Annotated in this window: 25 protein-coding genes; 13 read left to right on the top strand and 12 right to left on the bottom strand. The window is 43.2% G+C overall.

What is annotated here, in order from left to right; genetic code table 11:
* Positions 1–12 precede the first annotated feature (12 nt).
* The 5 genes from AABA75_RS15840 to AABA75_RS15860 all read left to right on the top strand — a co-directional run bounded on the left by AABA75_RS15840 (position 13) and on the right by AABA75_RS15860 (position 3,759).
* Positions 13–894: a hypothetical protein gene (locus tag AABA75_RS15840; RefSeq protein WP_338293655.1), complete on the top strand. Its 882-nt coding sequence runs from the start codon at positions 13–15 to the stop codon at positions 892–894.
* A gap of 137 nt (positions 895–1,031) precedes the next feature.
* Entirely contained in the window at positions 1,032–1,541 is a 510-nt protein-coding gene (locus AABA75_RS15845; RefSeq protein WP_338293658.1) for a hypothetical protein, read from the top strand.
* Entirely contained in the window at positions 1,541–3,319 is a 1,779-nt protein-coding gene (locus AABA75_RS15850; RefSeq protein WP_338293660.1) for a tail fiber domain-containing protein, read from the top strand. The genes AABA75_RS15845 and AABA75_RS15850 overlap by 1 nt, the downstream gene beginning before the upstream one ends.
* A gap of 16 nt (positions 3,320–3,335) precedes the next feature.
* Positions 3,336–3,467, top strand: coding sequence for a hypothetical protein (locus tag AABA75_RS15855; RefSeq protein WP_338293661.1), 132 nt, complete (start codon positions 3,336–3,338; stop codon positions 3,465–3,467).
* A gap of 1 nt (position 3,468) precedes the next feature.
* A complete protein-coding gene (locus tag AABA75_RS15860) occupies positions 3,469–3,759 on the top strand; it encodes a lasso peptide biosynthesis PqqD family chaperone (protein WP_338293662.1) in 291 nt (96 codons plus the stop codon).
* A 14-nt stretch (positions 3,760–3,773) separates the two neighbouring features.
* Here the strand turns inward: AABA75_RS15860 and AABA75_RS15865 are convergent, their stop codons facing one another.
* From AABA75_RS15865 to AABA75_RS15875, 3 genes are all read right to left on the bottom strand, one after another.
* Positions 3,774–4,640: a sulfotransferase domain-containing protein gene (locus AABA75_RS15865; RefSeq protein WP_338293663.1), complete on the bottom strand. Its 867-nt coding sequence runs from the start codon at positions 4,638–4,640 to the stop codon at positions 3,774–3,776.
* On the bottom strand, positions 4,637–5,407 hold the full coding sequence (locus tag AABA75_RS15870) for a hypothetical protein (protein ID WP_338293664.1): 771 nt from the start codon (positions 5,405–5,407) through the stop codon (positions 4,637–4,639). The genes AABA75_RS15865 and AABA75_RS15870 overlap by 4 nt, the downstream gene beginning before the upstream one ends.
* A 158-nt stretch (positions 5,408–5,565) precedes the next feature.
* Positions 5,566–6,483, bottom strand: a complete 918-nt coding sequence (locus tag AABA75_RS15875) for an ATP-binding cassette domain-containing protein (protein WP_338293665.1) — start codon at positions 6,481–6,483, stop codon at positions 5,566–5,568.
* Positions 6,484–6,615: 132 nt separating this feature from the next.
* On the opposite strand from AABA75_RS15875, the gene AABA75_RS15880 reads away from it, so the two are divergent.
* Complete coding sequence (locus AABA75_RS15880; protein WP_338293667.1) at positions 6,616–8,571, top strand: asparagine synthetase B family protein; 1,956 nt, start codon at positions 6,616–6,618, stop codon at positions 8,569–8,571.
* Between the two features lie 36 nt (positions 8,572–8,607).
* Here AABA75_RS15880 and AABA75_RS15885 read toward each other — a convergent pair whose 3' ends face one another.
* Positions 8,608–9,573: a TauD/TfdA family dioxygenase gene (locus AABA75_RS15885; RefSeq protein WP_338294871.1), complete on the bottom strand. Its 966-nt coding sequence runs from the start codon at positions 9,571–9,573 to the stop codon at positions 8,608–8,610.
* Positions 9,574–10,222: 649 nt separating this feature from the next.
* Positions 10,223–10,672 (bottom strand): lasso peptide biosynthesis B2 protein, encoded by a 450-nt coding sequence (locus tag AABA75_RS15890; RefSeq protein ID WP_338293668.1) that lies wholly within the window; start codon positions 10,670–10,672, stop codon positions 10,223–10,225.
* Between the two features lie 383 nt (positions 10,673–11,055).
* Here AABA75_RS15890 and AABA75_RS15895 point away from each other — a divergent pair, with 383 nt between their 5' ends.
* The 5 genes from AABA75_RS15895 (at position 11,056) to dapD (ending at position 18,329) form a co-directional block, all read left to right on the top strand.
* Positions 11,056–11,967 carry a nucleotidyltransferase family protein gene (locus AABA75_RS15895; RefSeq protein ID WP_338294872.1) on the top strand — a complete coding sequence of 304 codons (912 nt, stop codon included), beginning with the start codon at positions 11,056–11,058 and terminating at the stop codon, positions 11,965–11,967.
* Positions 11,960–13,711: an ABC transporter ATP-binding protein gene (locus AABA75_RS15900; RefSeq protein ID WP_338293669.1), complete on the top strand. Its 1,752-nt coding sequence runs from the start codon at positions 11,960–11,962 to the stop codon at positions 13,709–13,711. The genes AABA75_RS15895 and AABA75_RS15900 overlap by 8 nt, the downstream gene beginning before the upstream one ends.
* 282 nt (positions 13,712–13,993) lie before the next feature.
* Positions 13,994–14,788: a type I methionyl aminopeptidase gene (map, locus tag AABA75_RS15905; protein WP_338293671.1), complete on the top strand. Its 795-nt coding sequence runs from the start codon at positions 13,994–13,996 to the stop codon at positions 14,786–14,788.
* A gap of 46 nt (positions 14,789–14,834) precedes the next feature.
* Positions 14,835–17,465, top strand: coding sequence for a [protein-PII] uridylyltransferase (gene glnD / locus AABA75_RS15910; protein WP_338293673.1), 2,631 nt, complete (start codon positions 14,835–14,837; stop codon positions 17,463–17,465).
* Positions 17,466–17,504: 39 nt separating this feature from the next.
* Positions 17,505–18,329: a 2,3,4,5-tetrahydropyridine-2,6-dicarboxylate N-succinyltransferase gene (dapD, locus tag AABA75_RS15915; protein WP_338294873.1), complete on the top strand. Its 825-nt coding sequence runs from the start codon at positions 17,505–17,507 to the stop codon at positions 18,327–18,329.
* Between the two features lie 46 nt (positions 18,330–18,375).
* Here dapD and AABA75_RS15920 read toward each other — a convergent pair whose 3' ends face one another.
* From AABA75_RS15920 to AABA75_RS15930, 3 genes are read right to left on the bottom strand one after another with little or no spacing between them, the layout of a single operon-like run.
* The gene (locus AABA75_RS15920; RefSeq protein WP_338293674.1) at positions 18,376–18,819 is read right to left on the bottom strand and encodes a flavodoxin domain-containing protein; all 444 of its coding nucleotides are present in this window, start codon (positions 18,817–18,819) and stop codon (positions 18,376–18,378) included.
* Positions 18,807–19,613, bottom strand: a complete 807-nt coding sequence (gene truC / locus AABA75_RS15925) for a tRNA pseudouridine(65) synthase TruC (RefSeq protein WP_338293676.1) — start codon at positions 19,611–19,613, stop codon at positions 18,807–18,809. The genes AABA75_RS15920 and truC overlap by 13 nt, the downstream gene beginning before the upstream one ends.
* A complete protein-coding gene (locus AABA75_RS15930; RefSeq protein WP_338293678.1) occupies positions 19,606–19,896 on the bottom strand; it encodes a YqcC family protein in 291 nt (96 codons plus the stop codon). Before AABA75_RS15930 ends, truC begins: the two co-directional genes overlap by 8 nt.
* A gap of 124 nt (positions 19,897–20,020) precedes the next feature.
* Between AABA75_RS15930 and AABA75_RS15935 the strand changes: the two genes are divergently transcribed.
* On the top strand, positions 20,021–21,028 hold the full coding sequence (locus tag AABA75_RS15935) for a DUF3549 family protein (RefSeq protein WP_338293679.1): 1,008 nt from the start codon (positions 20,021–20,023) through the stop codon (positions 21,026–21,028).
* Positions 21,028–21,336: a DUF3301 domain-containing protein gene (locus tag AABA75_RS15940; RefSeq protein ID WP_338293680.1), complete on the top strand. Its 309-nt coding sequence runs from the start codon at positions 21,028–21,030 to the stop codon at positions 21,334–21,336. The genes AABA75_RS15935 and AABA75_RS15940 overlap by 1 nt, the downstream gene beginning before the upstream one ends.
* A 20-nt stretch (positions 21,337–21,356) precedes the next feature.
* On the opposite strand, the gene AABA75_RS15945 is transcribed toward AABA75_RS15940, so the two are convergent.
* From AABA75_RS15945 to nagA, 4 genes are all read right to left on the bottom strand, one after another.
* The gene (locus tag AABA75_RS15945) at positions 21,357–21,998 is read right to left on the bottom strand and encodes a GNAT family N-acetyltransferase (protein WP_338293682.1); all 642 of its coding nucleotides are present in this window, start codon (positions 21,996–21,998) and stop codon (positions 21,357–21,359) included.
* A gap of 224 nt (positions 21,999–22,222) precedes the next feature.
* Positions 22,223–22,591, bottom strand: a complete 369-nt coding sequence (locus tag AABA75_RS15950) for a DUF3192 domain-containing protein (protein ID WP_338293683.1) — start codon at positions 22,589–22,591, stop codon at positions 22,223–22,225.
* Positions 22,592–22,882: 291 nt separating this feature from the next.
* Entirely contained in the window at positions 22,883–24,202 is a 1,320-nt protein-coding gene (gene gluP, locus AABA75_RS15955) for a glucose/galactose MFS transporter (RefSeq protein WP_338293684.1), read from the bottom strand.
* A complete protein-coding gene (gene nagA, locus AABA75_RS15960; protein WP_338293685.1) occupies positions 24,189–25,346 on the bottom strand; it encodes an N-acetylglucosamine-6-phosphate deacetylase in 1,158 nt (385 codons plus the stop codon). Before nagA ends, gluP begins: the two co-directional genes overlap by 14 nt.
* Positions 25,347–25,361 lie beyond the last annotated feature (15 nt).

Consider the following 25,361-nt stretch of genomic DNA (forward strand, 5'->3'; position numbering starts at 1 on the left):
GTTAGCGTCTCGATGGCTGAGACAATCGAATTTAAAGGCCCCCGGTATAATATCAGGCTCGACAATGCCGTTTCACTCAATCCATCAAAAGACCCAGACAAGTGGCTCAATCAGAACGATTACATCAAGCTGGTATACACTGAACACAATAAATCCAGGCAACAAATTCACAATCAGCTGACCAGTTTGGCAGAAAAGTCGCTAAACCAATTTAAGATTGACGAAGTAATTGGATTGAAACAACAAGAAGATCTGGTGTTGATCAAATCGCTGGTAGCTGACACCGAATTCTTGCGAATTATAAAATTAATTAGCAGAGATACGAACTGTGCTGTATTGGATTTGTCACTGCCACTCTCAAAAGCCAAACAATACCAAGATAACATTGTAAACATGCTCAATAGCATGCGATGGGAAGCAAGCAAACTTTTGAGAGTTAACGATGAACCGCTGGTTCAGCTCAATCAACCTGTCGGTTTTAAACCGACACAAAAATTCGCAAACTCACTGGTTTTAAGAACTACAAACGACAATACTTCATTGCCAGAAGCTAACTTGGTTCTTAGCATTATCACCGAAACCATCGCGACCGAAGATTTGGCAGAGAAAACTCGAAGTATTCTGTCTCAATCAAAATCTTTGCAGAAATTCAAAATCATGGATATCACCGAGTTATCGTCAAAATGGGGGGATATGGTTATTGCCAGAGTATCCGGACGATACGATGCATCACAAATAGAAGTCGATATTAGCCATACCACCATAAAAATGGGCGATTTCTTACTTGTCGCTCAACTTAGTACAATTCGAAATACTGAAAGCTTTCTAAAGTTAGAGGATGTAATGGAACAGGTATTATCCAATTTGGTTTTTGACGCGACTTTGGGCAAATAAATTTCGCCAATCACCAAAAAGTAGAAAAGAAATGTCGTACATTACTGCATTCTGGTGTGGATTATCTGGAAAAATGGTTTAAATTAATACTTATTCGTATATTTAAACCCAGTTTGAATCTTAAAAGGCCTTTGTAAATGAAAATTACTCACCGTCTTGAAATCAAAGCATTGATGGCAAGCACTGCATTATTGTTTGCCGGCAATGCCATCTCAGGAGACCTTTTTGAATTAAATAAAAAAGGACTAGGGTCTCAGCAAAATCCGACGGTGCAGGCGAAATTGTCCTCTACTCATATCTCGTTAAACGTTCAAGGCGCTTCACACGGCGGTACCATTTCTATCTCAGGCCCGGCCGGATTCGCGCATACGATAGAATTCAGTGGCTCATCCGAAACCGTGAACCTGTTAGAGAGCGACAGCCTCTTAGCAAAAAACAATCAATTGCCCCCGGGAAGATACAATTATCAGATCACCACCCATGTTGGCCCGCTCAAACTCATTAGGGATACCATGAATAATGGTCGCGGAGAAAATAACTTCACATACGCAGGAAAGCCTGTTTTCCACTCAGGTAGCTTCATTGTTGAAGGTGGAAGCATTAAGCAATTTGCGCAAACCAACGAACCAGCACCCGCGAGATGGTAATGATGAAGAAAACGCTTCCCTCCTGTTTAACTCTGAGTGAAATCACTATGAAAGCTTCTTCAATTAAAGACAAAGTCATATCCTCTGGAGCTTTGTGCTTAGCACTGGGAATTTTAGGCTTTGCTCCATTAAGCAATGCAGATCAGTTATACACAGATGACGTTATAATCCAGGCCAGCCTTTGCGTAGGTTTAGATTGTGTTAATGGCGAAAGCTTTAACTATGACACTATTCGACTAAAAGAAAACAATGTTCGAATAAAGTTTCATGATTCAAGTTCGACATCAAGCTTCCCATCAAATGACTGGCAAATTACCGCAAATGACTCGGCCAATGGAGGAGCAAATAAATTTTCAATAGAAGATATTTCGGCTACAAAAGTGCCCTTTACAATTTCAGCCGGAGCACCTGACCATAGTATTTTCGTAAAAGATAATGGATATATAGGCTTCAATACCTCGACGCCTTTAACACAATTGCACGTCAAAGACGGCAACTCACCCTCATTGCGTATTGAACAGGATGGCTCTTCAGGCTTCACGTCGCAAAGCTGGGATATTGCCGGTAATGAAACCAACTTTTTTATTCGCGATGTCACCAACAATAGCAATATTCCATTTAAAATTGCGCCCGGCGCCTCTAAGAACAGTCTCTACATTGCTTCAGACGGTGATGTTGGTCTTGAAACGCAATCGCCTGATGGTCAATTTGATGTTGCCCACGCAACTGATGCGAACAACCACGCGTTTTTAATTAACCCATCCTCATACGTTGGTGTCAATATCGACAATGGCTACGACCCATTGGGCTGGTTTGATGTGCAAATGGGTAATGGTAATTCGGGCTTTTTAGTTCAGACCAATGGTAAAATTGGTATAGGTACTGGCACTACTGCCATAACTGGACGTCTGGATGTGCGCGGCCTTGATTACAGCACTTCTTACCTTAATATTGATGACCAAGGTGATATTGGAATAGGTACAAATGCCCCTGTTGGCCGTTTTGAAGTCACTTCTATAGGTGGGGCAAATCCATATCTGAGTGTTGACGCCTCTGGTAATGTCGGTGTTGGGACCAATACACCTACTGCTGAATTTGATATTACTTCTAGTGGTGCAAATATGTTGTTGAGGGATAGCGAAGTACCGGGTACTAAGGAGCTTAGAACGCTTTTGAAATTGCAAAGCCATTGGGGTAATCAGATGCATTTCGTAGCTGACGGTAGCTCTCAAAATAATGAGTTTTATCTCGGTACAAGCAAGTCAGGCAACTCCTTTCTGTTAACGCAATATACTAACTCAGCAGAGGCACATGAATACAACTTCACTAATGGGCAATTAGTTGTAGTCAGTGGCGGTACAACCACTCTCAGTTTTGATGGTACGAACATGACTATTAACGGTGCAGTGGTTCAAACATCTAGTCGAACGTCAAAAGATAACATCGTTGGTGTTGATGAAGGCGACATCCTTAACAAGTTGTCCAACTTGGCGATAAAGAAATGGAACTACATTGCTGATGGTGAAGGTATTAAACATATAGGGCCGATAGCCGAAGATTTTTATGGCTTGTTCGGATTAGGCGTCGATGAAAAGCACATCACTACAATAGACCTCAGCGGTGTAGCAATTGCTGGTATTCAAGCTTTAAATACCGAATCCAAAGAGAAGGATGCTCAGCTACAACAGGAACTGGAAGGTTTAAAGTTGGAAAATAGAATGTTGAGTGATAAGCTTTTGCAGATTGAAACTAAATTACAAAAATTGCTAGAAAACTAAAAAAGTGAGGAACTTTATGGACACTGAAAATAAACTATCTGAACAATCTAAAGCTGAGTGGGAGAAGCCGGAGCTTGAAATATGCGAGTTAAATCAGACTCAAGCTGCAGGTGGCTCTGGCCCAGATGGGCTTGGTCAGACAACATAATATGGAAAATTATAATATCGCTTTGCACTCCATTGTAACCCACTCTGGTGACCACATTGCATCTGAGTTGGATAATGAAGTGGTAATGATGAGCATAGAACAAGGCGAGTATTACGGTTTAGGAAGGATTGGTTCAGCTATATGGAGACTCATAGCTGAACCGACCAAAGTGGAAGATGTTGTTTCTCATTTGACGGGAGTTTATAACGTCAGCTTTAATCAATGTCAGGAAGAGACGCTAGCTTTCATCCAGCACTTGAATGATAAAGGTTTGATTCTTATCTGCGATTAACATTTTGAGACAAACTAAAAAATCAGGTTATTTTGATTGTCAAGATAACCTAGTTTTTGCATCACATTTGAATGTGTACTAACAACCTTTTGAACCTGAGCCTCGGTTAAATACTCCCGCCATCCCCCCGCAATGCCATTTCTAAAAAAATGACTAGTATGGCTTGGTGTTTCCGCAAAACGTACTTTCGATTCTTGAGCTTTAAGCTTTTCAAACTGAGTGCTGTCTACTGCTTGTTGTAATTCGCTTTGCGTATGCTCTATTTGAGCAAAACGAGTAGCCTTATTAAAGTGGGTTAATGGGTCACTCAGTAGATCTTCATAACGAATAACACACACTGGTATTTGAGTTTGCCCGATCCAGCTTAAAACGTGATGACTCCACCCCCCCATGAAGGTATTAAATTGCGAACGAATTCCATTCGGATGTTGAGATTTTGATTCACCTTGACCGTTTAGATATGCCATTGTCTCGTCGATGCTTTCATTGAGATGATAATGGTATGAGACAAGAACATCCAGCGGGTTACGAACAATATAGATAACTCCCGCACTAACTTTTGTCGAGATGATGGGATGCCCGGTGTTTGGCGAAATAAAGGCATCGTGAATCTTACGATATATATGGCTGTCTGAAGCATCGTTAAACAACTCATCATTAAAGGGCCTTAACCTATCGATTTCTGCGGGTAACAGGTCTGAGGAGTTGACACCCAAGCCCACATCAAAACCCAAACGAGCACTAGCGATAGTATTTTGGATTGGTAAGTCGTTGATATTCAGTTGCTGCGCAGGTCCCAAAAGTTGGTTGAGAAACAATCTGAACCAAGTGTTCCCAGATTTTGGGTAAGAGGCCAACCAATAGGTATTTTTGTTGCTCATTTGATTAGTTGCTCTTGTAAGTGTTGACAGTTTTCTCGTAATGAATTCATACCTCGTTTGAAGGTGAATGTAGCAAGCTTACAGTGTTGAGCTAGCTGCAAACCTTCTTCAAATTTTTGTTGCTCATTGTCTTGCCCATTTAAGTACACACGGTGAAAACCATGATAAAAGGTTTTTTTAAGTGCCTTGAAACCTTTAATTTGCTGTATTCCTTGCGGAGCCACTTCATCACTGCGCCACTCTTGCAAACTAATAATACCGGCTAGTTTTAAAGAGCGGTTAATAACTGAATTGAGTGAGAAGTTATTTGTGGGCAACGACAGCCAAAACTTGTTGAGTTGAGCCCGAATTCTGCATAAATTTTCGCAGTCAATATCGAAGTACTCCAGACTGTTTTGCCAAAGTTTTAGCGCGGGTATGCCGGGATCTACCATTATCCCCTCTTCTGTATGGTAATAGCTACAAAACTCGTCACTTATCACTGTCGAGCCTAGATATTTCTGTAATGCGAGAGCAAAAGTAGAACTACCAACAGGAGAGATACCTGATATTAACCAAACTTTTTTATTTAGTTCGACTAGTGCGCCTTTGAGCAAATTCCTGCCTCGTTGGTAGCTCAAAGCCGCCCAGGCAATACTCAGAATAAATGGCGATAAGTCATTAAGCGGGCAATCTGATTCAAGTTCCATTAAAATACTATTACCATCGGTAATCAAGAATCGTCCAACGCCGGGCAATCTTATGAGTGCCTCATTGCGTTTTAGCATGAAAGTGATTTCTTGCTGGACCGGGTTAACTAGCGTTGTTGCCACCTTTGCAAGTCTTATTGTTACATCCGGTTCAATAGTTGCGAGGCTGTTTAGAGGGGCTAGCGCAATGTCTGACTTTATATATAAACCGTTAAAATAGTAATAGTGCATGTGTTTTAAAAAGTCCCCCAATGCTGGACCAGTGCGTCAAGAACTTGTTCTGTCATTGCAAAGTTTTTAGGGCGGACCAACTCAAAACACAAGGTTTGATTAGCTAGTACCATGGTTTTTTTAAAGAGCTGTTCAGTCTTTGTCGTGTTATTTTGTTGCAAACCAAAAAAATAGGAATTCAGAAGTGCTTTAGCGGCACTGAAACCAGTCATAGTTTTTATTGCTACGCTGTTGCCTTGTTCGGGTTCCTTCAGAAAATAAATGGCACGAATTGGTTGTGGGTGTAAGCAAAATTTATCATCTTCAATACTCTGATAATATTTCCCTTTATTTAGCCATGCTCTATTATGCGGTTGAGGAGTTTCGTTTAGATATTTGAGTGTTTGCCGCCACAACCGAAAATAAGGCACGCCAGCTCGCATGATTGCGGTTTGCTCATTCAATTCAACGATACCCAGATCTTCCGTAATTACTGGATAACCACGTTGCATTAGCATGGCGGCTAAAGTTGATTTGCCGGCACCGGAGTGACCTTGAAAAGCTATCGCCTGGCCCGCCACAGATACGGCACTGACGTGCAGAGATAACATGTCTTTTAATATTGCGTAAGCTGGCAATATTGTGTTGAGCAAAAAAGTTCTGAATCCCTCAATATCCACAGGGTGTAATTGTTGCCAGTAAATGAAGCCCTGCTGTAATACAATCTCCCCGACTTTAGGGTGAAAGAGACGAAAACCGCCATCAAGCCATTGATATTCTCCGCCATCGAGAGGGCGCGAACATTGTATTGTCGTAAAAGACGGAATGATATTCACCTTAATAGTGAGTTCAACCTTCAGTCTTGTCTCAATCAACGACTGGGATAAACTTGGTAATTCAATTGGACTTTCGAGGGTAAACCCCGCAATTTGATAAACAGGCACGAAGTATTAAAACCGTTAAATGTTAGTTCAGGCCATTTTAAGTAATAGCCTTTAGAAATTTAGTCTGAAAGGTTACCATAACCCCGTCAAATTTAAAAAACTTAGTCTTTGTAGCTATTAGTTGAGAGTAATATGAGTGCGATTGCAGGGTTGCTCCGTTTAGACGGTGTAAATGTTGATGCGGCAGATTTAGAGCGCATGGTTATGGCGTTATTGCCTCACGGCCCGGACAAGCAACAGATATGGACACATCAAGAACTTGGGTTGGCGCATTGCCTAATGCGTTTTACTCCAGAGGACTATTTTGAAAAGCAACCTGTTACAGATAAAGGTAATGGAACTGCAATGGTGTTTGCTGGGCGAATTGACAACCGCAGCGAATTAGTAGAGCGATTAGAATTACCGAAGTCTGATGTCATTAGTGACAGTCAACTGGCTCAGTTAGCTTATTTAAAATGGAACACGAAAGCCTTTCCCCTTGTTATTGGTGATTGGGTATGGGCTATTTGGTCACAAAACAAAAAACAGTTACAACTGGTTCGAGATCCGCAGGGATACAGTCGCAGTCTGCACTATTCTTTACAAGCAAACTTTTTTGCTTTTAGCACTGCACCTAAAGGATTAATGGCATTACCCGGCATGCCAAGAAAGATGAATCGAGCTGCTTTAGCAGATTTTTTGATTTTGAATCATGATGATATGACCAGCACTTTATACGAAGGGGTAAAACGGCTCGCACCGGGACATTTGTTAACCTTTGATACTGTCAGTTGCGCAATAGAAGTAAAACGTTACTGGCAAATCAATACTGAACAGAGAATCAGCTACAAAAAAGAGCAAGATTATGTAGATCATTTCAAGCAGTTATTTGAACAAGTGGTAGATAGTCAACTGCGCACTTGTCATGCCGTGGGTGCATTTATGAGTGGTGGTATTGACTCATCAGCGGTTGCTACAAGCGCCGCTAAATTATTGGCTAGACAAGGTAAAAACTTATCTAGTTATACTTCAATACCCCAGCGAGATTTTGACGGCCCAACCCCATGGGGGCGATACAACGATGAAACTCCGTTGGTCAATGCCATTGCTAAAATGACCCCAAATTTAACGCCGCACTTTGTTGCTAGTGAAGGTTTAGATCAACTATCTGGTATAGATAACTATCTTGAACAGGCAGAGGCCCCTATACGCAACCCCGATAACCGGGTTTGGATGGAAACCATTATGCGCACAGCAGCTGCTAATAATGAAAGGGTTTTATTAACTGGACAACAGGGAAATTATACGATTTCCTACGAAGGCAATTGGTCATTAGCTCCTTGGTTCAAGAGTTTTAATTGGTCCAAACTGTTGCATGGAATTAAACAACTTAATGGCTATCGTGGAAGGGACCTATCATTTATTGTTAAAAACCAAATAGCGAAGCCCTTGCTACCGCAATGGCTATATCGAATGTTGGTTGAGTGTTTCACTGAGCACCACTCTATTTGGTCAGCCAATTGTTTAATTAATCCCGAATTTGCAAATCAAATAAAAGTTGCGTTAAGAGCAAATGAGGCCGGCTTTTCTCCCTACTGGCAATTTCCGGTCTGCTCTCGAGAGGTTAGGAAGCTTAGTTTGGTTGCGCTCAATTTCTCTGGAGATTTACACGAAAGTTGGCGAGCTTCATTCGGCACGGAACTGAGGGATCCGACTGCTGACAGGCGCATAATAGAATATTGTTTGGCTATTCCCGATGAACAATACTTGAATCGAAAAGGTTTGCGCTGGCTGGCAACCCGGGCTTTTGCCGAACAACTACCAAAGGCAGTACTACACAATAACTTGCGTGGTACGCAAGATCCGGGTTGGTATTTGCGTATGCAACAAAGCAAAAGAGAGCTTGAATTAGAATACGAACGATTGGTACAAAACACCACGGCGCAGCAAGTGCTAGATTTACCAAGGATGAGACAATTGTTGAACGACTGGCCAGACAATTCTGCGAACTGGAATTCGAAACAAATAATAGGTAGATACCGGCTAGGATTGTCACGAGCCATAATGGTAGGACGTTATATACGCTGGTTTGAAGGAGACAAACGTTAAGGTCCAGGCAGTCCAAAGTGCCGGGCATGAACTATTTCAATAGCGCTCCAATCTAACTGGCAATCGATGCCCCCAATTTTCTTTGCGCCAAGGTCCATCGATGAAGTACGAAGACTCATGGGCAAAGTTTAAATAGCCACAAGAAGACAAAATTAAGCGTTGGTCATCTTCCACTATCGCCCTTCGACCATGCATATGTCGTGAGTTATCTAACATAAGAACATCAGACTCCTGCCAGTTAACCTCATGGGTAATCTGCTCAGCCTCATCTTTGACGGTCTGTAAAAGCTCAGTTGAAACCAACGTACCATCGCCAAAGAATGGAAAGTTCTTCAGCTTATGCCTGAATCGCGCGATGAGTAACAAGTTGCCAAACGCCAATTGATTTTTCCACATTGGCTTGTGTAACGCTGGTACGATGTAAGATGAGGATATTCCATCTTTTGTTTTGATGAAATTAAAAGGACAATCACTTCTGATTGAGCTTAAATCATTCTTGTCGTTCAACCAGAAATCGAGTTCTTCTTGCGTCGCCCTGTTTTGATAGACCAAAAAATTTTTCTTCAACCGCTTTTGATCATTTACATCAAGTTTCTTGTCTAACCTTTTTACAAGCTCAATTCCATCACAAATAGTGGTTTGTCCTCCAGAGGTTGGTGGTTTTAAACAGGCAAAAAAACAGACTTCTGGCTTCCATGGGTCTTTAGCGAGTTCAGCGTTCAATGGAAATTCATCAAAGCCCAAATTAACGGTTTGAATATTATTTTTTCCATCTAATAGTTTTCGCTGTTTACTACCGTTGAATACCGAAAAATCACAAAACGATTGCGCGAAGCTTCTAAATATAGCTTGATCTGTTTTAAATCCGCGAAATAAAAGTGCACCTTTGTCAAGATAGGCTTCAATGATTTGTTGTCGATCGATGTTAGTTAAACGTTCATCTTTACAGTTAGGATTAACTTCGAGATAAATACCGAGATCTTTTAACGTGATGTAGGGGATGTCATCAGAGGGACCCTATATTTCGCCAGGTTTCTAAAATGATTTGGGTGTAAGAGTACGGAAGACTTAGTATGCCACAAAGCTTGCAAAGCTACTATCGATGTGTACCGAACTTACAGGGGCATAAATTAGCTCTTGTAACACCTGTTTTTTCCCAGCAAAGAGAAGTTTTACAACGAAAACCATGCAATCCACTATGTTGCTTAACATTTTATCCCCCGGGGTAATTGCGCCAGATCCCAACTACTCTTCTTCTTATGCCTGTATAACGCTGTGTTTGAGCATTACTGAGACGTTGACACGCCATAAGCCTCTTTTCAATGCAGTTTATGTAATTCTCGAAAAGTAACCCATTAACATCAGACTATTTCGATATCAATACTATATTTGGGTATTATATAAACATCAAAGCCCCATTTTAAATGAAGAAAAATTGCAGTGTTCTGGTATTGGTAAGGTTATCACTTTTACTATCTGGAACAATATGTATGGCACCGGGGCAGAGCAACAGAACAAAAGCTTCTGGTTGAGTTGGATATTATTGATTTAGAGGAATAGGCTGGGGTATTTCAAGTCACTCCTAGCAATTAAAGAGGCTCAGTGATCTGCTACTAACTTGATGGCAACAACTCAAAAATACCGTTAAAAACTAGATAAAGTGTGACACACTGACAAACTCTTGTTCAACATCACCGCCAGTTATTACCCCTTCGCAGCAAGAGAGCCACGCATGTGCAGCCATTCCCTGCCCATTATTTGAGCCGGACTTAACTCCCAGGTAAAGTTTGCTTGATTGCCCGCGAAAGCCCAGCATCCACTTTGCAGTCATTGCTTGTGGCAAACATAATGCTTGCCACGGTACATGGTAAGCCGCACTTTTCACAGCCCACGCAATCCTGAAACGCTTTTCTTGAGAGATTTTGGGCTGTTTATGAACACGACTGGTTGACATGGACTCACCTATCAATTTAACCCAATATTTAAACGGAAATGCCCAAACCAAAAAGCGCGCGATTGCCAATAGCATACATGCCTCAATCCAAAGTAATAATTCCGTAGATTTAATTTGTCTCAGCTTTTTAAGTGTGGTCACTTTCATCGCTTTAATCCTTTAGATTTCAAATGAATTCACCTCGCAATAGCAGTGATAAAATCGTAAACTAAAGCGACCAGAAAAGACACCAGGATCGCTCAACAGTTGCAATTGACTTCAAACTACCAACCGTCAAAAGAATTGTCACTCCTACTTACTGCCGCTACTTTAGGCTGTCCGCTCAAGGATAGCCAACGACTAGAATTAACATGGAAGGATATTGACTGGCAAAAGACATTAAAATTAGCAAAATTTCATGGGCTGAACTGTTGGCTGGCCGAATATGTAAAAGACGAACCAGAAATACCCAATGAGATAAGGAAAAGGTTGACATTAAGGCACCGAAAACAACTGTTATTCCATGTTTTTACAGAGCAAAAAAAACAGAAATAGTAAACCTTCTAACACAAGCCAACATTCGTTTTGCAATCATAAAAGGAGTTGCCATAGCAAAGCCAGTATTTGGAGAGCGTTGGTATTACCGTTCGATTCTTGATCTTGATATTCTAATTGACCCCGTGCAGCTAGAAAAGGCTTTTGAACTATTGAAAAGCCAAGGCTATATCGATACTTGCAACGAGCCACTGAACTCTGCTGACTTCAAAAAAATAGCAACCGATCATCAAAAATTAGTGCTCATAGAACACACTATCGAACTCCCTGAGCGACAATTGGAATTAGATATTCACTGGAAACTTAGACGCAACGCTCTACTACCCATCGAATATAGCGATTTATTCAATAGTATAAAATCTGATAATACTGTCCCCCGCCTAATAGAGCCTCTTGAATTTATATATTTATGCGTTTGTGGAACTAACGATGGTTGGCAAAAATTAAAATCCGTTGTGGATATTCTGTATTACGCCCAACTTATTGAGGATTGGACGGTAGTTAATAAATTAGCTGACAGGCTCGGATTAGCACATATTGTCAATGCATCACTTGCAGTATGTGACTATTTTTTTGGTACATGTTACGGTCCGATTCAGCTAAGTCGCAAAGAACACACCATTTGTGCATTCGTCATAAGTAGTTATCTCAAATATGGTGAAATTCCACATGTACACGGGTATATCAATAATAGTAATCTTTACCAGTTTGCTAAATCAACCCTGTCTTGGTGGATGGCGATTAACAGTGATTTAGTTTCACCATTAACGGTGCTCAGGGAATTAGCAACACCAAATAACGAAGATATTGCGAAGGGTACATTATCTGATGAGAGTGGTATGGTCAGTCAGCTCTTGAAACGATTAGTCAGAATTGTTCGAAAATACTACATGGCTAAACGTGATTAGAAAATATTTAGCTTTTATCGCCAATATTGTTGGCAAAGACACACTATTTGCTGCGACAGGCTTATTTGCACTGGGATTTATGGAAGGTGTCAGCCTGATGTTGATTATTCCATTACTGGCAACTATTGGTGTAACGGAACAACAGGTGACCAGCCACCCTATCACCCTCAAGCTTACTCAGTTTGCTGATGCTATCGGTTTACCCTTAAACATTTTTACTGTGCTATTAGCTTTTATAGTATTAATTGCGATAAGAGAATTGCTTATTAAGCGACAAACCATCCACAATAACGCCATACAACAAAAAATAGTTAATGCATTTCGACTAGAGCTTTATAAAGCGCTTATTTATAGTAACTGGTTACTTTTCACGAAAATACGCCATTCAGATATGACTCAGGCGTTGACCCAAGATATAAACCGTATTGGCTTGATGGTATTAATCTCTATCAGGATGGCCTCTACAATAGTGATCGCCAGCGTCTATTTAATTGGTTCTTTTATTGTTTCGTTTGAGATGACCTTGCTTACTTTTTTAAGCGTTGTTCTACTGTTGTGGTTTGGACGTAAGAAGCTAAATGACGCCTATCGATTTGGTGGCATTCACACCAGCCATCACGATAAAATGTATTCATTGATCAGTGAGAGCCTCACAGGTATTAAAACAGCCAAATGTTTTAGTAGCGAAAATCGGCAAGTTGCTGATTTTGCCAGTAACATAGATGCGATTTATGAAGTTCAAAGCCAAACTTGTGCAAGCAGAGCTAATGCTAAGTTCATGTTTGGCTTAGGTACGGCAATAATTTTGGCCAGTTTTTTATTTATTGCTGTTGAGATGTTACAACTTTCGATAATCTCAATCTTGGTATTGGTATTTTTGTTCTCTCGCCTATCACCAAAAGTATCGTTATTGCAACAAGATCTGCTCCGATTAATCAATACCCTACCAGCTTTGAGCTCCTTTGATCAATTGTTAACGCAAGCTCAGGCATGCTTTGAACAAAATGGAAAAGAAACCAAACTGGTTGCACCAGAAAGACAGATCACCCTTGAAAATATCTGCTTTTCTTACATACCCATCGATAATGCAACTACGGTAAAAACCTTAACTGACGTCCAGCTTACTATTCCCGTTGGACAAATAATTGGGATTATCGGCCCATCCGGCTCAGGTAAAAGTACTCTCGCAGACATTTTGATGGGTTTGATCGCACCTCAAAGTGGCGAAATCAGAATTGATGGCAATAAACTCAAAGAAGAGCAATTATTGCAGTGGCGTAGACATATCAGTTACGTGCCACAAGAGACTCACTTATTCCATGATAGCGTCAGAAACAATTTACTCTGGAGCAAGCCAGATGCTACAGAAGCACAATTGTTGACCGCGCTCAAACAGGCAAATGCGCTCGATTTTGTAATGGCACTACCCCAAGGATTGGATACGTCAGTTGGTGAAAAAGGAATCGGGTTGTCAGGTGGTCAACGTCAACGCCTTGCTCTAGCAAGAGCATTACTGCCTGACCCAACATTGCTCATTCTGGACGAAGCTACCAGTGCTTTAGATGATGAAAATCAAAGCACAATTATGAAGGTAATAAATCAATTAAAAGGGAAACTAACTACTGTCATAATCACCCATCATCTATCTAGTCTGCGAGACGTTGATCGCATATATATTATGAAGAATGGTCAAATTGAGGATTATTTGAGCTCTGAAATTACTGAAAAGAACTTTTTAACATAAATATCTCACCAGCGACCACACTGTGAAACGTTCACGCGGATTCTGACAATCCAGTTAGATAAATTTTCCTGACTATAGCATTTGTAGCCCATTTTGATTCAACTTTTGATGAGCAATATTTGAGTGCAAGCGCAAGCTGGTACCCTCATAAATCAGTTGAATTTCGCCGTGAACTTAGACCAGATTACTAAGTATGTCTGACACATTGCACCTATACATTACAAGCGCCAGATTATAAACTTATAATACAAAAATTGACTAAACAGCTATCAGGAAAGAATCTTGACGATAACTATCAAAACCCCAGAAGAAATCGAAAAAATGCGAGTTGCTGGAAAGTTGGCATCCGAAGTACTGGAAATGATTGGTGAGCACGTCAAAAAAGGTGTCACAACCGACGAGCTTAATAGCATTTGCCATGATTACATTGTTAACGTGCAGGGCGGTATTCCGGCACCGTTAAACTATGGTAATCCCCCCTTTCCCAAATCCATTTGTACTTCTGTAAATCACGTTATTTGTCACGGTATTCCTTCAGACAAGAAGTTAAAAGATGGCGACATTGTGAATATCGACGTTACCGTGATCAAAGACGGCTACCACGGTGATACCTCAAAGATGTTCGTGGTGGGCAAACCGAGTATCCTGGCGGAACGTCTTATTAAAGTGACACAAGAATGTTTGTACAAGGGTATAGAGATTGTCAAACCTGGAACGCGTGTCGGCGACATCGGCGCAGTTATTCAGCAGTACGCTGAGCAGCACAACTATTCCGTAGTCCGCGAATACTGTGGCCATGGTATTGGTGCCAGCTTCCATGAAGAGCCACAGATTTTGCACTATGGCAAAGCCGGTACTGGTGACGTACTCAAAGAAGGTATGTGCTTCACTATTGAGCCTATGATTAATGCTGGAAAACGCTTCAGTAAATTGCTACCAGATGACTGGACAGTAGTTACCAAGGATCGCAGTTTAAGTGCGCAATGGGAGCATACGCTGTTGGTTACCAGCGATGGCTGTGAGATCTTGACGCTGCGCTCAGATGAAACCATTGATCGGGTAATCAAAGCCGCCTGAACCGTATATAATACCCAGAAAAATCAGTAGAACCAGGGGAATAACATTGGCACTGCAAAGCTTACTTAGTCAGGTGCGCCTGATCACCAGCCCCAACAATACCAAAGCGTTTAAAGAGTGCATTAGCAACTCTTACGACTGGCTGGAACAAGAATTTGAAACCACCGATGTTAACACCCTGGTGACTGGTCGAGCGGCATTCGTCGATGCTGTGCTCAGCCATATCTGGCGATTACTGGAGCTGGAGCAAGTGAAGCAGCTCGCTCTGGTGGCCGTAGGTGGTTACGGTCGCGGCCATTTACAGCCTTATTCCGATGTAGATTTACTTATCCTTTCGCACAAGACTTTGGATAAAGACACTCAAGAGAAAGTAACTCAATTCATTACCCTACTTTGGGATATTGGCCTGGATATCGGACAATCCGTGCGCACTATCAAGGAAACCATCAAACTGGCCAAAGAAGATGTCACTATCGCCACCAACCTGATTGAATCTCGAGTGCTAATTGGCAGCCACAGTGTCTTTGAAGAGTTGCATGATAAATTGCAGTCTCGCGCCTTCTGGCCAAGCAAGCTGTTCTACACCGCTAAGTTCGATGAACAACAGGTTCGCCATGCCAAGTTCAATGGCACCAGTTATAATCTTGAGCCCAATGTAAAAGAAAACCCCGGCTGTCTACGCGACATTCAATGCATCGGCTGGGTAGCCAAAAAACACTTCAGTGTTTTAAAGGGTAAAGACCTGGTGGATTACGGTTATTTCACGCGACAGGAGCTGGATGAACTCACAGAGTGTCGTAGTCATTTGTGGCGAATTCGATTCATTCTACATATCATCGCGGGTCGCAGCGAAAACCGTTTGTTATTCGACTATCAACCAGAGGTCGCCCGCCGTCTTGGCTATGGTGATGAAGGTAAGGCCTCTGTTGAAAAAATGATGAAGGCGTTTTTCCGGGTGGTACGCCGAGTCAGAGAGCTGAATGAAATGCTTCTTGGCCATTTTCGTCATGAAATGTTGGGGGAGCGACTGAAGGTCGAAAAAGTCATTTCTGACGACTTTGATGTTAAAGGTGGCCTGGTGCATGCGCGGCATGAAAGAGTGTTTGATGCGCCGGTAAAAATCCTCAACTTCTTCCACATCATTACTGATAATCCTGAAATCAAGGGCATGCACGCCTCTACCCTGCGCCTTCTGCGCAATGCCCGCAGAATTTATCAGGAACAAGACATCTTTTTGTGTGAGTATCCCGAGTGCCGAGAATCCTTTTTGGCTTTGGTGAAGAAGACTGATTTTTTCGAATTGAGTTGGGATTTGATGCACAAACACGGCATCATGCAAAGCTACATACCCCAATGGAACCACATTGTTGGCATGATGCAATTCGACTTGTTCCATGCCTACACCGTGGATGAGCATACCCATCGCCTGATAAAAAACTTGGCCCGCTACAACCACAAAGAGTTTGATCACGAGTTTCCTCGTTGCGGCCGTATCATGCGCAATGCTGATAAACCAGAACTGCTATTTCTGGCGGGTATCTTCCACGATATTGCCAAGGGCAGAAACGGCGATCACTCCAAATTAGGTGCCGAAGATGTCGAGCAATTTTGTCAACTACACGACATCCCTGAGAAAGACAAAAATCTAATCAAATGGTTAGTGGCACAGCATTTAACCATGTCGGTAATTGCCCAACGCAGAGACATTTATGATCCGGAGGTTGTGCAGGATTTTGCCGCTACAGTCCGGACTCAGGAGCAACTGGAGTTACTTTACGCATTAACGCTTGCTGATATTCGCGCCACCAATAGTAACCTCTGGAATGAATGGAAATCTTCCCTATTGCGTGAGCTTTTCCTGATGACGCAAAAAGCACTGGAGAATGGTCTTGAAAACAAATTCGACCTGCAATCCAGAGAAAAAGAACACAAAGCCAGTGCTATGCGCTCCTTATTGGAAGATTATGAAGAATCGGCGGTAGAAAAAGCATGGGAGAAGTTTCCGGCAGACTATTTTGCACGCTTCAAGCCGGACCAAATTGCATGGCACACCCATATTATTTTGCATAACCTTTACAACGAGCATTACCCCTTGGTTGTTGCCGTTACTGATGGTACGGCAAAAAGCGGGACAGAGCTGCTAATGTATGGTGAAGACAGACCCAGGTTATTCGCGCAAGTCGCTTCCGTACTGGACAGCAGAAACTGCTCTATTCAGGACGCGCAACTAATGATGACGCAAGATGGTTATATCTTTGATAGTTTTATTATTTTGGAACAGGACGGAAAACGCATAAGCTCACCCAGCAGACTGAAAAGTTTGCAAGATGCTATTGTGACGCAATTACAAAAGCCCGGTGTCGAGCATGTCAACAAACGGCGTATTCCACGGCAATTAAAACAGTTGGCAGTGCCCACTAAAGTGCGCTTTTTTGGCAATCAGGATGATGTCACCATGATGGAACTGGAAGCACTGGATGCACCAGGCTTATTAGCCAAGCTTGGGCACATATTCGTGGAACAGGATTTATCGCTACACCACGCCAAAATCACCACCATAGGTGAGCGAGCAGAAGATTTATTTATCTTGAGCAATAGCGAAGGAAAATGCCTGACTAACAAACAACAGGTGCAATTAAAACAAACAATCTCAGAAAGGCTGTCGGATAGTGACTAGCCAGCTAAACCTATAGGAACACAAAAACCCATGACGAATTTGTCAGACCTGCAAACCATCATTGAAACGGCTTTTGAGAACAGAGCAATCATTACTCCTGCCTCTGCTGATGAGGCGGTAAAACTCGCCGTTCAGAAATCGATAGCACTGCTTAATTCCGGTGAAGCGCGCGTAGCTGAAAAAATCGCGGGTGAATGGGTAGTACATCAGTGGCTTAAAAAAGCCGTATTGTTGTTTTTCCGCTTGCATGATAATGCGGTAATGGATGGGGCAGAGAGCCGTTTTTACGACAAAGTACCGCTCAAGTTCTCTGATTATAGTGCTGAACAGTTCCAACAGGAAGGCATGCGGGTTGTGCCACCAGCCACCGTGCGTACAGGCAGCTACATAGGCAAGAATGTGGTACTGATGCCGTCTTATGTGAATATTGGCGCCTTTGTTGATGAAGGTACTATGGTAGATACTTGGGCAACCGTAGGCTCTTGTGCTCAGATCGGTAAAAACGTGCATCTTTCAGGCGGTGTTGGAATCGGGGGTGTATTGGAGCCGTTGCAAGCTAATCCGACTATCATCGAGGATAACTGCTTTATCGGAGCTCGATCAGAAATCGTAGAGGGCGTTATCGTTGAAGAAGGCGCCGTGATTTCAATGGGGGTCTATATTGGCCAAAGCACTCGTATTTACGATCGTGAAACCGGAGAAATTCATTATGGTCGCGTTCCGGCAGGTGCTGTGGTAGTGCCCGGTAATCTGCCATCCAAAGATGGTAAATACAGCCTTTACGCCGCTATTATCGTGAAAAAAGTGGATGCGCAAACCCGTTCGAAAGTGGGAATCAATGCTTTGTTGAGAGGCGCCGAATAAGCTAACCGAAATAAAAAAGGCTCCTGACGGAGCCTTTTTTATTTTACTAGTTAACACTGAATAGTTTTGTCACCCAAGGAACAACTTCAGTTTCCGGTTCAAACGTCTCCATAGCATCGACTATGAATAAATCCGCCATTGGCTTGCCTTGTAATTCAGTTAAAATCTCGTACATAGTGTGTCCCGCACCACCAAAGGTATCGCCATAACTACTGTCCCCCAGGGCAACAACAGCAAACGATTTTCCGCCCATCAATGGCATCTGATCGCGAAGATCTTGCGCAAAAAACTCGATGTTAGGTGGTAGGTCGCCCTGCCCTGTGGTTGAAGTGATCACCAGCACATTTTCCGCATCCTTAAAATCATCGATTTCTGGCTCGCTGAACAATGACACATCGTGTCCTATTTCGACAAGATTTTCCTCACACTGCTCTGCAACATGCTGAGCGTTGCCATACACTGAACCGACAAAAATACTTACACTGGCCACCAGTTACTCCATAAATGCTTGATTGTTGTATTGTCTAATCCCCACTGCTGCCACAGGTCTACAAATCGTGACGGCAATTCACATTGCAACGAAATAATACGCTCGCTATAGGGATGCTTAAATTTAATTTGATGGGACCATAAGGCTAGTCCGGGGAAATTACAAGACTCACGTAAAAAACGATTGTGTTTATTGTCACCATAATTAACGTCCCCCAGGATGGGATGACGTAAATGCGACATATGACGGCGCAACTGGTGTTTTCTGCCCGTTTTAGGATGCAGCGTGACCAGGCTATATCTTGCAGTGGGATACTTACCCACCGCAACTGGAATTTCGATTTGTTGAATACTCTTATAAAACGAGACAGCCTCCTGAGGCGGTTTGTTCTGGCGCGCTTTTTTATCCGCGATTTTGTCCAGCTTTTCTTTAAGGGGGTGATTAACCTCTCCCTGCCCGTTGAGGTGCCCCCTCACGATAGCCAGATAGCGCTTTTCAATTTGATGATTCTCTAACTGCTCACTCATCAATCTGGCAGTTTCAGCATCGAGAGCAAAAATCAACACGCCAGCAGTGGGTTTGTCTAACCGATGTACCGGATAAACATGCTGACCTATTTGATCTCGTACCATTTGCATTGCAAATCGGGTTTCGTGTCTATCAATCATACTGCGGTGTACGAGTAAACCTGCCGGTTTATCAATCACCACCAGATGCTCATCTTGATACAATACAGGTAATTGCTCCGGGATAACCAATTCCGGCAACCTTTCTATATGGTTGCTTTCACACATGTGCTGTAATACTCAAGTTATCCAATTTTTTGATGCATACAAGCAATGCTTCACGACCCTCTCCCGATGGCAATACTTCTTCGGCGTAGGGCGTTATTTCAGCTTTTGGGATGCCAACGCCCGCCCCTACTAAACTTTTCATTTTGGGCAGGTAGATAAACTGTAACCATTCAGTAAATTGAATTTGTCCAATCCCAAAAGGCGAGGTGACTTGTTCAATGGCGATGGAATTTTGCTGCCAAAGCTTGAATTTGCGCAAAGTCGCCTCCAATTCTTGCAACAATTTTGCGAGCTCATTTAACAGCGGATCCTGATTGTTGAGGTCAAGGCTCAGAAATCACCTCCGAATTCATGTTAATATCTTGGGCAGCATTATAACCTTTGCAACACTGTTTTCAGAGAGCCCGATGACAACAATTTCCACCATTAGTGAATTTTTATTGGAAGCCGGTACGGAATATCGCATTGTCGATATGGGACGCGGTTTCAAAATACTGGACAATCAATCCTTTCTCGAGATTGAAAATGGTTTGCAGCAAGCGCCGCGTCCGCGTCAACAGATGCTCTGGTTGGGGATATTGTTCTGGAATAAAAGCTTATCAAAGCAACACTTTATCTGGTTTATCAAACTACCATTGGATGAACGAGGTAATGTTGTAGGAGCGCAAAGAGATCAGTTTTTAAGTATTGTTATAGAGGCTTTGGGCAGTGAATTGCTTAACGATGATTCGGATAAGTCTCTGCCAGATAACCCGTTTTTATTCACCCCTAATCAATCGCAACTCGCTGATTTTAACAGCTATGCCAGAGTGTTACTGGGGCTGAAACCTGGACAATATTATGCTGCAGCGAAAAATTACATCGCTCGTCCCGACCTTAACGACTGGCAAGAAGTGGCACTACAGGGCCTTAGCGATATCATTTTTAACCTCAACCTTGAGCATAACCAACAACACATCGTCCAGCACTTCGATAGTTATGCGGAGCTTGTGCAAACCACCCTTTTAGCATCGCTGGAAAACGTTACGGTTCCCGCTGAACTGGCAGAATTTCTGTTTGGCTTACTGCAAAAAACACGCCCTGAACACAAGTTGTTTATTCCTCTGCTCAGAGCGTTGAGCCAATATTCGGAAAAAAACAAACTCAGAGAAAATTTGCGGGCTTTATTAGAGAATAAACTCAGCTCAGGTGATCATCTTATCGTACTTGCGGGTCGCCACTGGGGCTTGTGTGAGGATTATGAATTTCTCACTGTATTTATGGAAGAAGCTGCCCGACTGAACTTGTTACCCGCACTGTACGCTGACCTGGTACAAATTCCTTCATTGCGAGACATTATGTTACGACGTCTGCGCGACCCACAACGCAGTGAGACTCTGGCGCAGGGCATTAATCAACTATTTGGGCGTGCCTGATGTTTGCGCTGAGCGATATTTTGTTTATCCTGGTTACAGTCTTAGTGATTGCTCAATTTTGGCGAATTCGCGCCATTAGCGAGGCGGCAAACCGCTATCTCAATTTGTATTGTGAAAAGCAAGGGTTACAGCTCATCAGTGTCGCCCGGGACAAAACCCGATTTGGCCTGGTGCGGGGCAAGCCTGACTGGAAAACCCAATTTGTTTTTGAATTTTCCGGTAATGGCGAAGATAAGTATCAAGGCGTTTTAGAGATGGAAGGCCATAGAGCAGTTGCCACCACAGTACCGCCCTATCGCATGAACTGAGCCCTATTCCACCGCCAAACTTATTCAGGTCGTTCTCTGAACATCAAATGGCCGCTGATGTGGCCCACTTCCAGCTCTTTTACTAGCTTATAACCGGTATCTTCAAAGAAATGCATGTACTTGGGTAAGGTGGCATACACCGCGACGCCACTACTGTTTGGGTTTTCCAACATCACCGACTCCACAGCAGACATCAACAAATGCCCAAGGCCATGATGTTGCTCGTCGGGGTGAACACCGATTAACGACAATAAATGATAGTGTTCGGCCGGTACGTTCTGTTGAATTTTCTGGTCTTTTTCCATCATTTGTTTGGTACAGAAAAAGCCAGCAGTCAGCAGCATTTTCAGACGCCAATGCCAGAATCTTCCGGGACCAAAAGCAGAATCAGAGTGCGTTAAACAAGCAACAGCCAATAAGCGCTCCTCGTCAAATAACCCAACCATGGGTTGTTTGGCCATCCAGAATGCATTTAATTCCTCACGAATAGCGGAGCGCAAACGCTGTTCATAGCCCTCTTTCTCAGACTGGAAAATATCGATAAAAAGCGGGTCATCATGGTAAGCCTGATATAACAAAGAGCCTGCAACTTTGAGGTCTTCGGCAGTCAGGAAAACGGCTTTTATATTTTTATTCAGTGCCTGCGCTTCGCTGGTATTCATTCTCTTCCCCGAGTCTTCTTTAGATTTAATCTACATGAAGCGGAAGGAATTGTTAATAAAGTGTGAAAATAAAATCAGATTCATTGTAACAGGTCGGATAAGATGCCCGGAAATGGCCAATAAAATGAGACAAAGAAAAAGCCGACGGCGCCGGCTTTGTTCAGGGAGATGGGTTCACTCTACCATCAAGTGCTTTGTCCAAAATTATCGTTTAATGCAGACCGTTAAATACGGTTAAGGGCAGTATCTCCCCACCCAACTAAAGCGCCATTTTTAAATACCAATGGGGTACACTCGTCTTTGGTGGTTTTGCCGTCACCATGCATACGCTGGGTGCGATAGAACAATACCGTGTAAGTTTCACCGTCGCGACGTAGTGTTTCATTGAAGTCTGGTACACCTAAGCGATCTTTTACTTGCTGAGTCCCCAGATCTAATTCCAATTCTGCGATTACCTTGCGGTTTTTGTATTCGCGATCTTCCCAGTCAACGGTATGTCCGTCCCAGCCATCACTGTCCACTGAAATAACACAACCGCTCAACCCCAACGCTAACGGACCGGCTACCAATAGTGCTAACAAATGCTTTTTCATTTTTTATCTCCATAGAAATGTGTTCATCGTGGCAACGGGAATGCGAAAACTTACCACTCCCTGTTTGGCAGAAGTAATTCAATAACCACACCAAAATTATAAACCATTGATTTATATGGATTTATACACAAACCCTATTAACGGAAGCTTAACTGAACTTAAATGTTTTGCGATTAATTAGCGATATTCACCAAAATTCAGTGAATATGCTAAATTCTGACTACAAGAAAGACCTTTGCGCATATTAAAAAGGCTGCGAGATAGCAGCCTGGTAGCAATATCAAAATGTATTTAGCCCCAGCGTCTCAGCCGATAGCCAAATACCGCGTAATAAAGAATGAATAGATAACAAGGCAACATAATCATATAGGCTGTTTGACTGCCAGCATTGTCGGCCAGTAATCCATAGCCTAATGGCAGTACTGCACCACCAGCGATCCCCATGATTAATACAGCTGCGCCTTTAGAGGTGAACTTGCCTAAGCCAGTGAGTGCCAGAGGCCACAGGGATGGCCATACCATGGCATTCGCCAGTCCCAATAACGCGACATAGGTGATCACATCAGGGATCTCGCTAAACCCAGCCCAACCCCACAAGAAAGATAAGCTCTGCTGCTGCGGGTCAGCGAACATAATCAGAGCTGTGAGTAACAGCCCTAACACGGCTGATAGCAACAAGGCCGTCTGCTGTTTGAGATACCTGGGGATCAACACCAATCCCGCCAGGTAACCCGCTACCATACCGAACATAGTTAGCGAAGTGAGTGATGTGGCATTCTCAATACCCAATTTAGAGCCGTACAACCCGATGGTATCGCCTGCGACAACTTCTACACCCACGTAACAAAATAGCGCAATGGCACCTAATACTAATTGCGGAAACTGTAATACCGACCCCGCATCGGCAACTTCAGTGTCACTGTCATCCATGGAGATTTCGGGGAGTGATGAGAGCTTTAACGCTCCCGCCAAAAGCAACAATACCACGGCCATCCCCACATAAGGCACAACCAGACCATTGGACATGGACGCTATCTGACTGCTGCGTTCAGCTTCAGTCATGGCTGCCAATGAGGCACTGGAGATATGAGCAAAATCACCCAACACTAACGCGGTGAATAACAATGGCGCCAATACACCGGCGGCTTTATTGAGCAGGCCCATCACTGCGATACGAGCAGCGGCACTCTCCTCTGGCCCTATCTTAACGATGTAAGGGTTAGACGCCGTTTGCAAAATAGTTAGTCCTGAGCCCATGATGAACTGTGCCCCCAGAAACAGTGCAAACTCGCGAGATAAGGCGGCGGGCACGAACAATAAGGCCCCTAACGCAATCAGCGCCAACCCAATCACCATTCCCATGCGATAACCGGTTTTCTCCAACACCATCGCCGCTGGTAACGCCATCACGACATAAGCGACATAAAAACAGAACGCCACCATCAGCGCCTGCGTTTCTGTTAGCTGACACACCATTTGCAAAAACGGGATGAGTGCACCGTTAAGCCAGGTGACAAAACCGAAGACGAAAAAAAGCGCACCGATAATTAACATCGGTACCAAGCTGCTGTTTGCAGTGTTTAGAGGTCTGGATACACTATTGCTGGTCATGATTTATTCCTGCTTTATTAGTTTTTTGCACTCCGGCAACAAAGACAGTATCAATGTTCAATGTGGAGTCCAACAAGATATAGTCCGCGCGTTTTCCCACGGCAAGTTCGCCTAACCGATCTGTCATGCCAAGATAGCTTGCAGGGGTATGAGAAGCCATCGCTATTGCCTGCTCCAACGGTAGAGCCAGATCTCTGTGAGCATTTAGTACTGCCTGCCTCATATCAAGACAAGACCCGGCCAAGGTGCCATCTGGAGTAGTAAGTTTATCGCCATCACGCTGGATCAGCGTATCAAAGTAAGGTAAAGATTGCTGAGCACAACCCACATGTGCCATGGCATCCGTTACCAGAAAAACTTTATCGATACCTTTAGTTTCTATTGCCAGCTTGCTCATAGCGGGATGAACATGATGATGATCCAAAACTAATCCGGCATAACTCGCCTTATCTGCCAAAGCGGCTCCCACCATTCCTGGCTCTCGAGAAGTCAGTGGCGACATGGCATTATAAATATGAGTGAACCCGGTCGCTCCCGCCTCAAGTGCAGTACACACCTGCTCAAAACTGGCATTGGAATGGCCCAAGCATACATGTACACCTTGCTCTACCAGGTCTTTGATAACATCGGGAGAAACATTATCCGGCGCCAAGGTAACCAAAACTTCGCCTAAATCTTGACGGCAATACAGAGTCAGTTCAGCGTCTGATACCGGACGAATAAACTGCTCCGGGTGGACGCCTTTTTTGTCCTTTTGCAGCAGTGGACCTTCAAAGTGGATACCTATAACTTCGTCAACCCCTTCGACTATTGCTTCGGTGACAGCATCTGCACTGCGCTGCATTGTATCAATGTTGTCGGTAATGAGCGTAGGCAACATGGCGGTAGTACCAAATTGCCGATGCGCATCTACTATCGCTTTTACCGTAGCCAGTTCTGGCTCGAGATTGAGCAACTTACCGCCACCACCATTCACCTGCAAATCAACAAAGCCCGGTATCAAAGTGCCAGAATAGTGCTGCTTTGCGACCTTGCTAGCAGCAGAGATATCAGCAATTGTTCCATTTTCAACGGTCACTTTTTGAAATAACTGCCATCCTTCAGAGGTGAGGATCTTGTCTACCGTAAAACATTGCGTAGCCATGTTATTTGTCCTTCA

The sequence above is a fragment of the Planctobacterium marinum genome, from assembly GCF_036322805.1.
Taxonomy (GTDB): domain Bacteria; phylum Pseudomonadota; class Gammaproteobacteria; order Enterobacterales; family Alteromonadaceae; genus Planctobacterium; species Planctobacterium marinum_A.

What these genes read in the sequence shown, in the direction of transcription:
- AABA75_RS15945 (WP_338293682.1), bottom strand. Translation starts at nt 21,998, where the DNA reads ATGAATACCAGCGAAGCGCAGGCACTGAATAAAAATATAAAAGCCGTT.
- truC (WP_338293676.1), bottom strand. Translation starts at nt 19,613, where the DNA reads ATGTGTGAAAGCAACCATATAGAAAGGTTGCCGGAATTGGTTATCCCG.
- nagA (WP_338293685.1), bottom strand. Translation starts at nt 25,346, where the DNA reads ATGGCTACGCAATGTTTTACGGTAGACAAGATCCTCACCTCTGAAGGA.
- AABA75_RS15855 (WP_338293661.1), top strand. Translation starts at nt 3,336, where the DNA reads ATGGACACTGAAAATAAACTATCTGAACAATCTAAAGCTGAGTGGGAG.
- gluP (WP_338293684.1), bottom strand. Translation starts at nt 24,202, where the DNA reads ATGACCAGCAATAGTGTATCCAGACCTCTAAACACTGCAAACAGCAGC.
- AABA75_RS15850 (WP_338293660.1), top strand. Translation starts at nt 1,541, where the DNA reads ATGATGAAGAAAACGCTTCCCTCCTGTTTAACTCTGAGTGAAATCACT.
- AABA75_RS15940 (WP_338293680.1), top strand. Translation starts at nt 21,028, where the DNA reads ATGTTTGCGCTGAGCGATATTTTGTTTATCCTGGTTACAGTCTTAGTG.
- AABA75_RS15865 (WP_338293663.1), bottom strand. Translation starts at nt 4,640, where the DNA reads ATGAGCAACAAAAATACCTATTGGTTGGCCTCTTACCCAAAATCTGGG.
- AABA75_RS15840 (WP_338293655.1), top strand. Translation starts at nt 13, where the DNA reads ATGGCTGAGACAATCGAATTTAAAGGCCCCCGGTATAATATCAGGCTC.
- AABA75_RS15935 (WP_338293679.1), top strand. Translation starts at nt 20,021, where the DNA reads ATGACAACAATTTCCACCATTAGTGAATTTTTATTGGAAGCCGGTACG.
- AABA75_RS15950 (WP_338293683.1), bottom strand. Translation starts at nt 22,591, where the DNA reads ATGAAAAAGCATTTGTTAGCACTATTGGTAGCCGGTCCGTTAGCGTTG.
- AABA75_RS15870 (WP_338293664.1), bottom strand. Translation starts at nt 5,407, where the DNA reads ATGCTAAAACGCAATGAGGCACTCATAAGATTGCCCGGCGTTGGACGA.
- AABA75_RS15890 (WP_338293668.1), bottom strand. Translation starts at nt 10,672, where the DNA reads ATGAAAGTGACCACACTTAAAAAGCTGAGACAAATTAAATCTACGGAA.
- AABA75_RS15880 (WP_338293667.1), top strand. Translation starts at nt 6,616, where the DNA reads ATGAGTGCGATTGCAGGGTTGCTCCGTTTAGACGGTGTAAATGTTGAT.
- AABA75_RS15845 (WP_338293658.1), top strand. Translation starts at nt 1,032, where the DNA reads ATGAAAATTACTCACCGTCTTGAAATCAAAGCATTGATGGCAAGCACT.
- AABA75_RS15860 (WP_338293662.1), top strand. Translation starts at nt 3,469, where the DNA reads ATGGAAAATTATAATATCGCTTTGCACTCCATTGTAACCCACTCTGGT.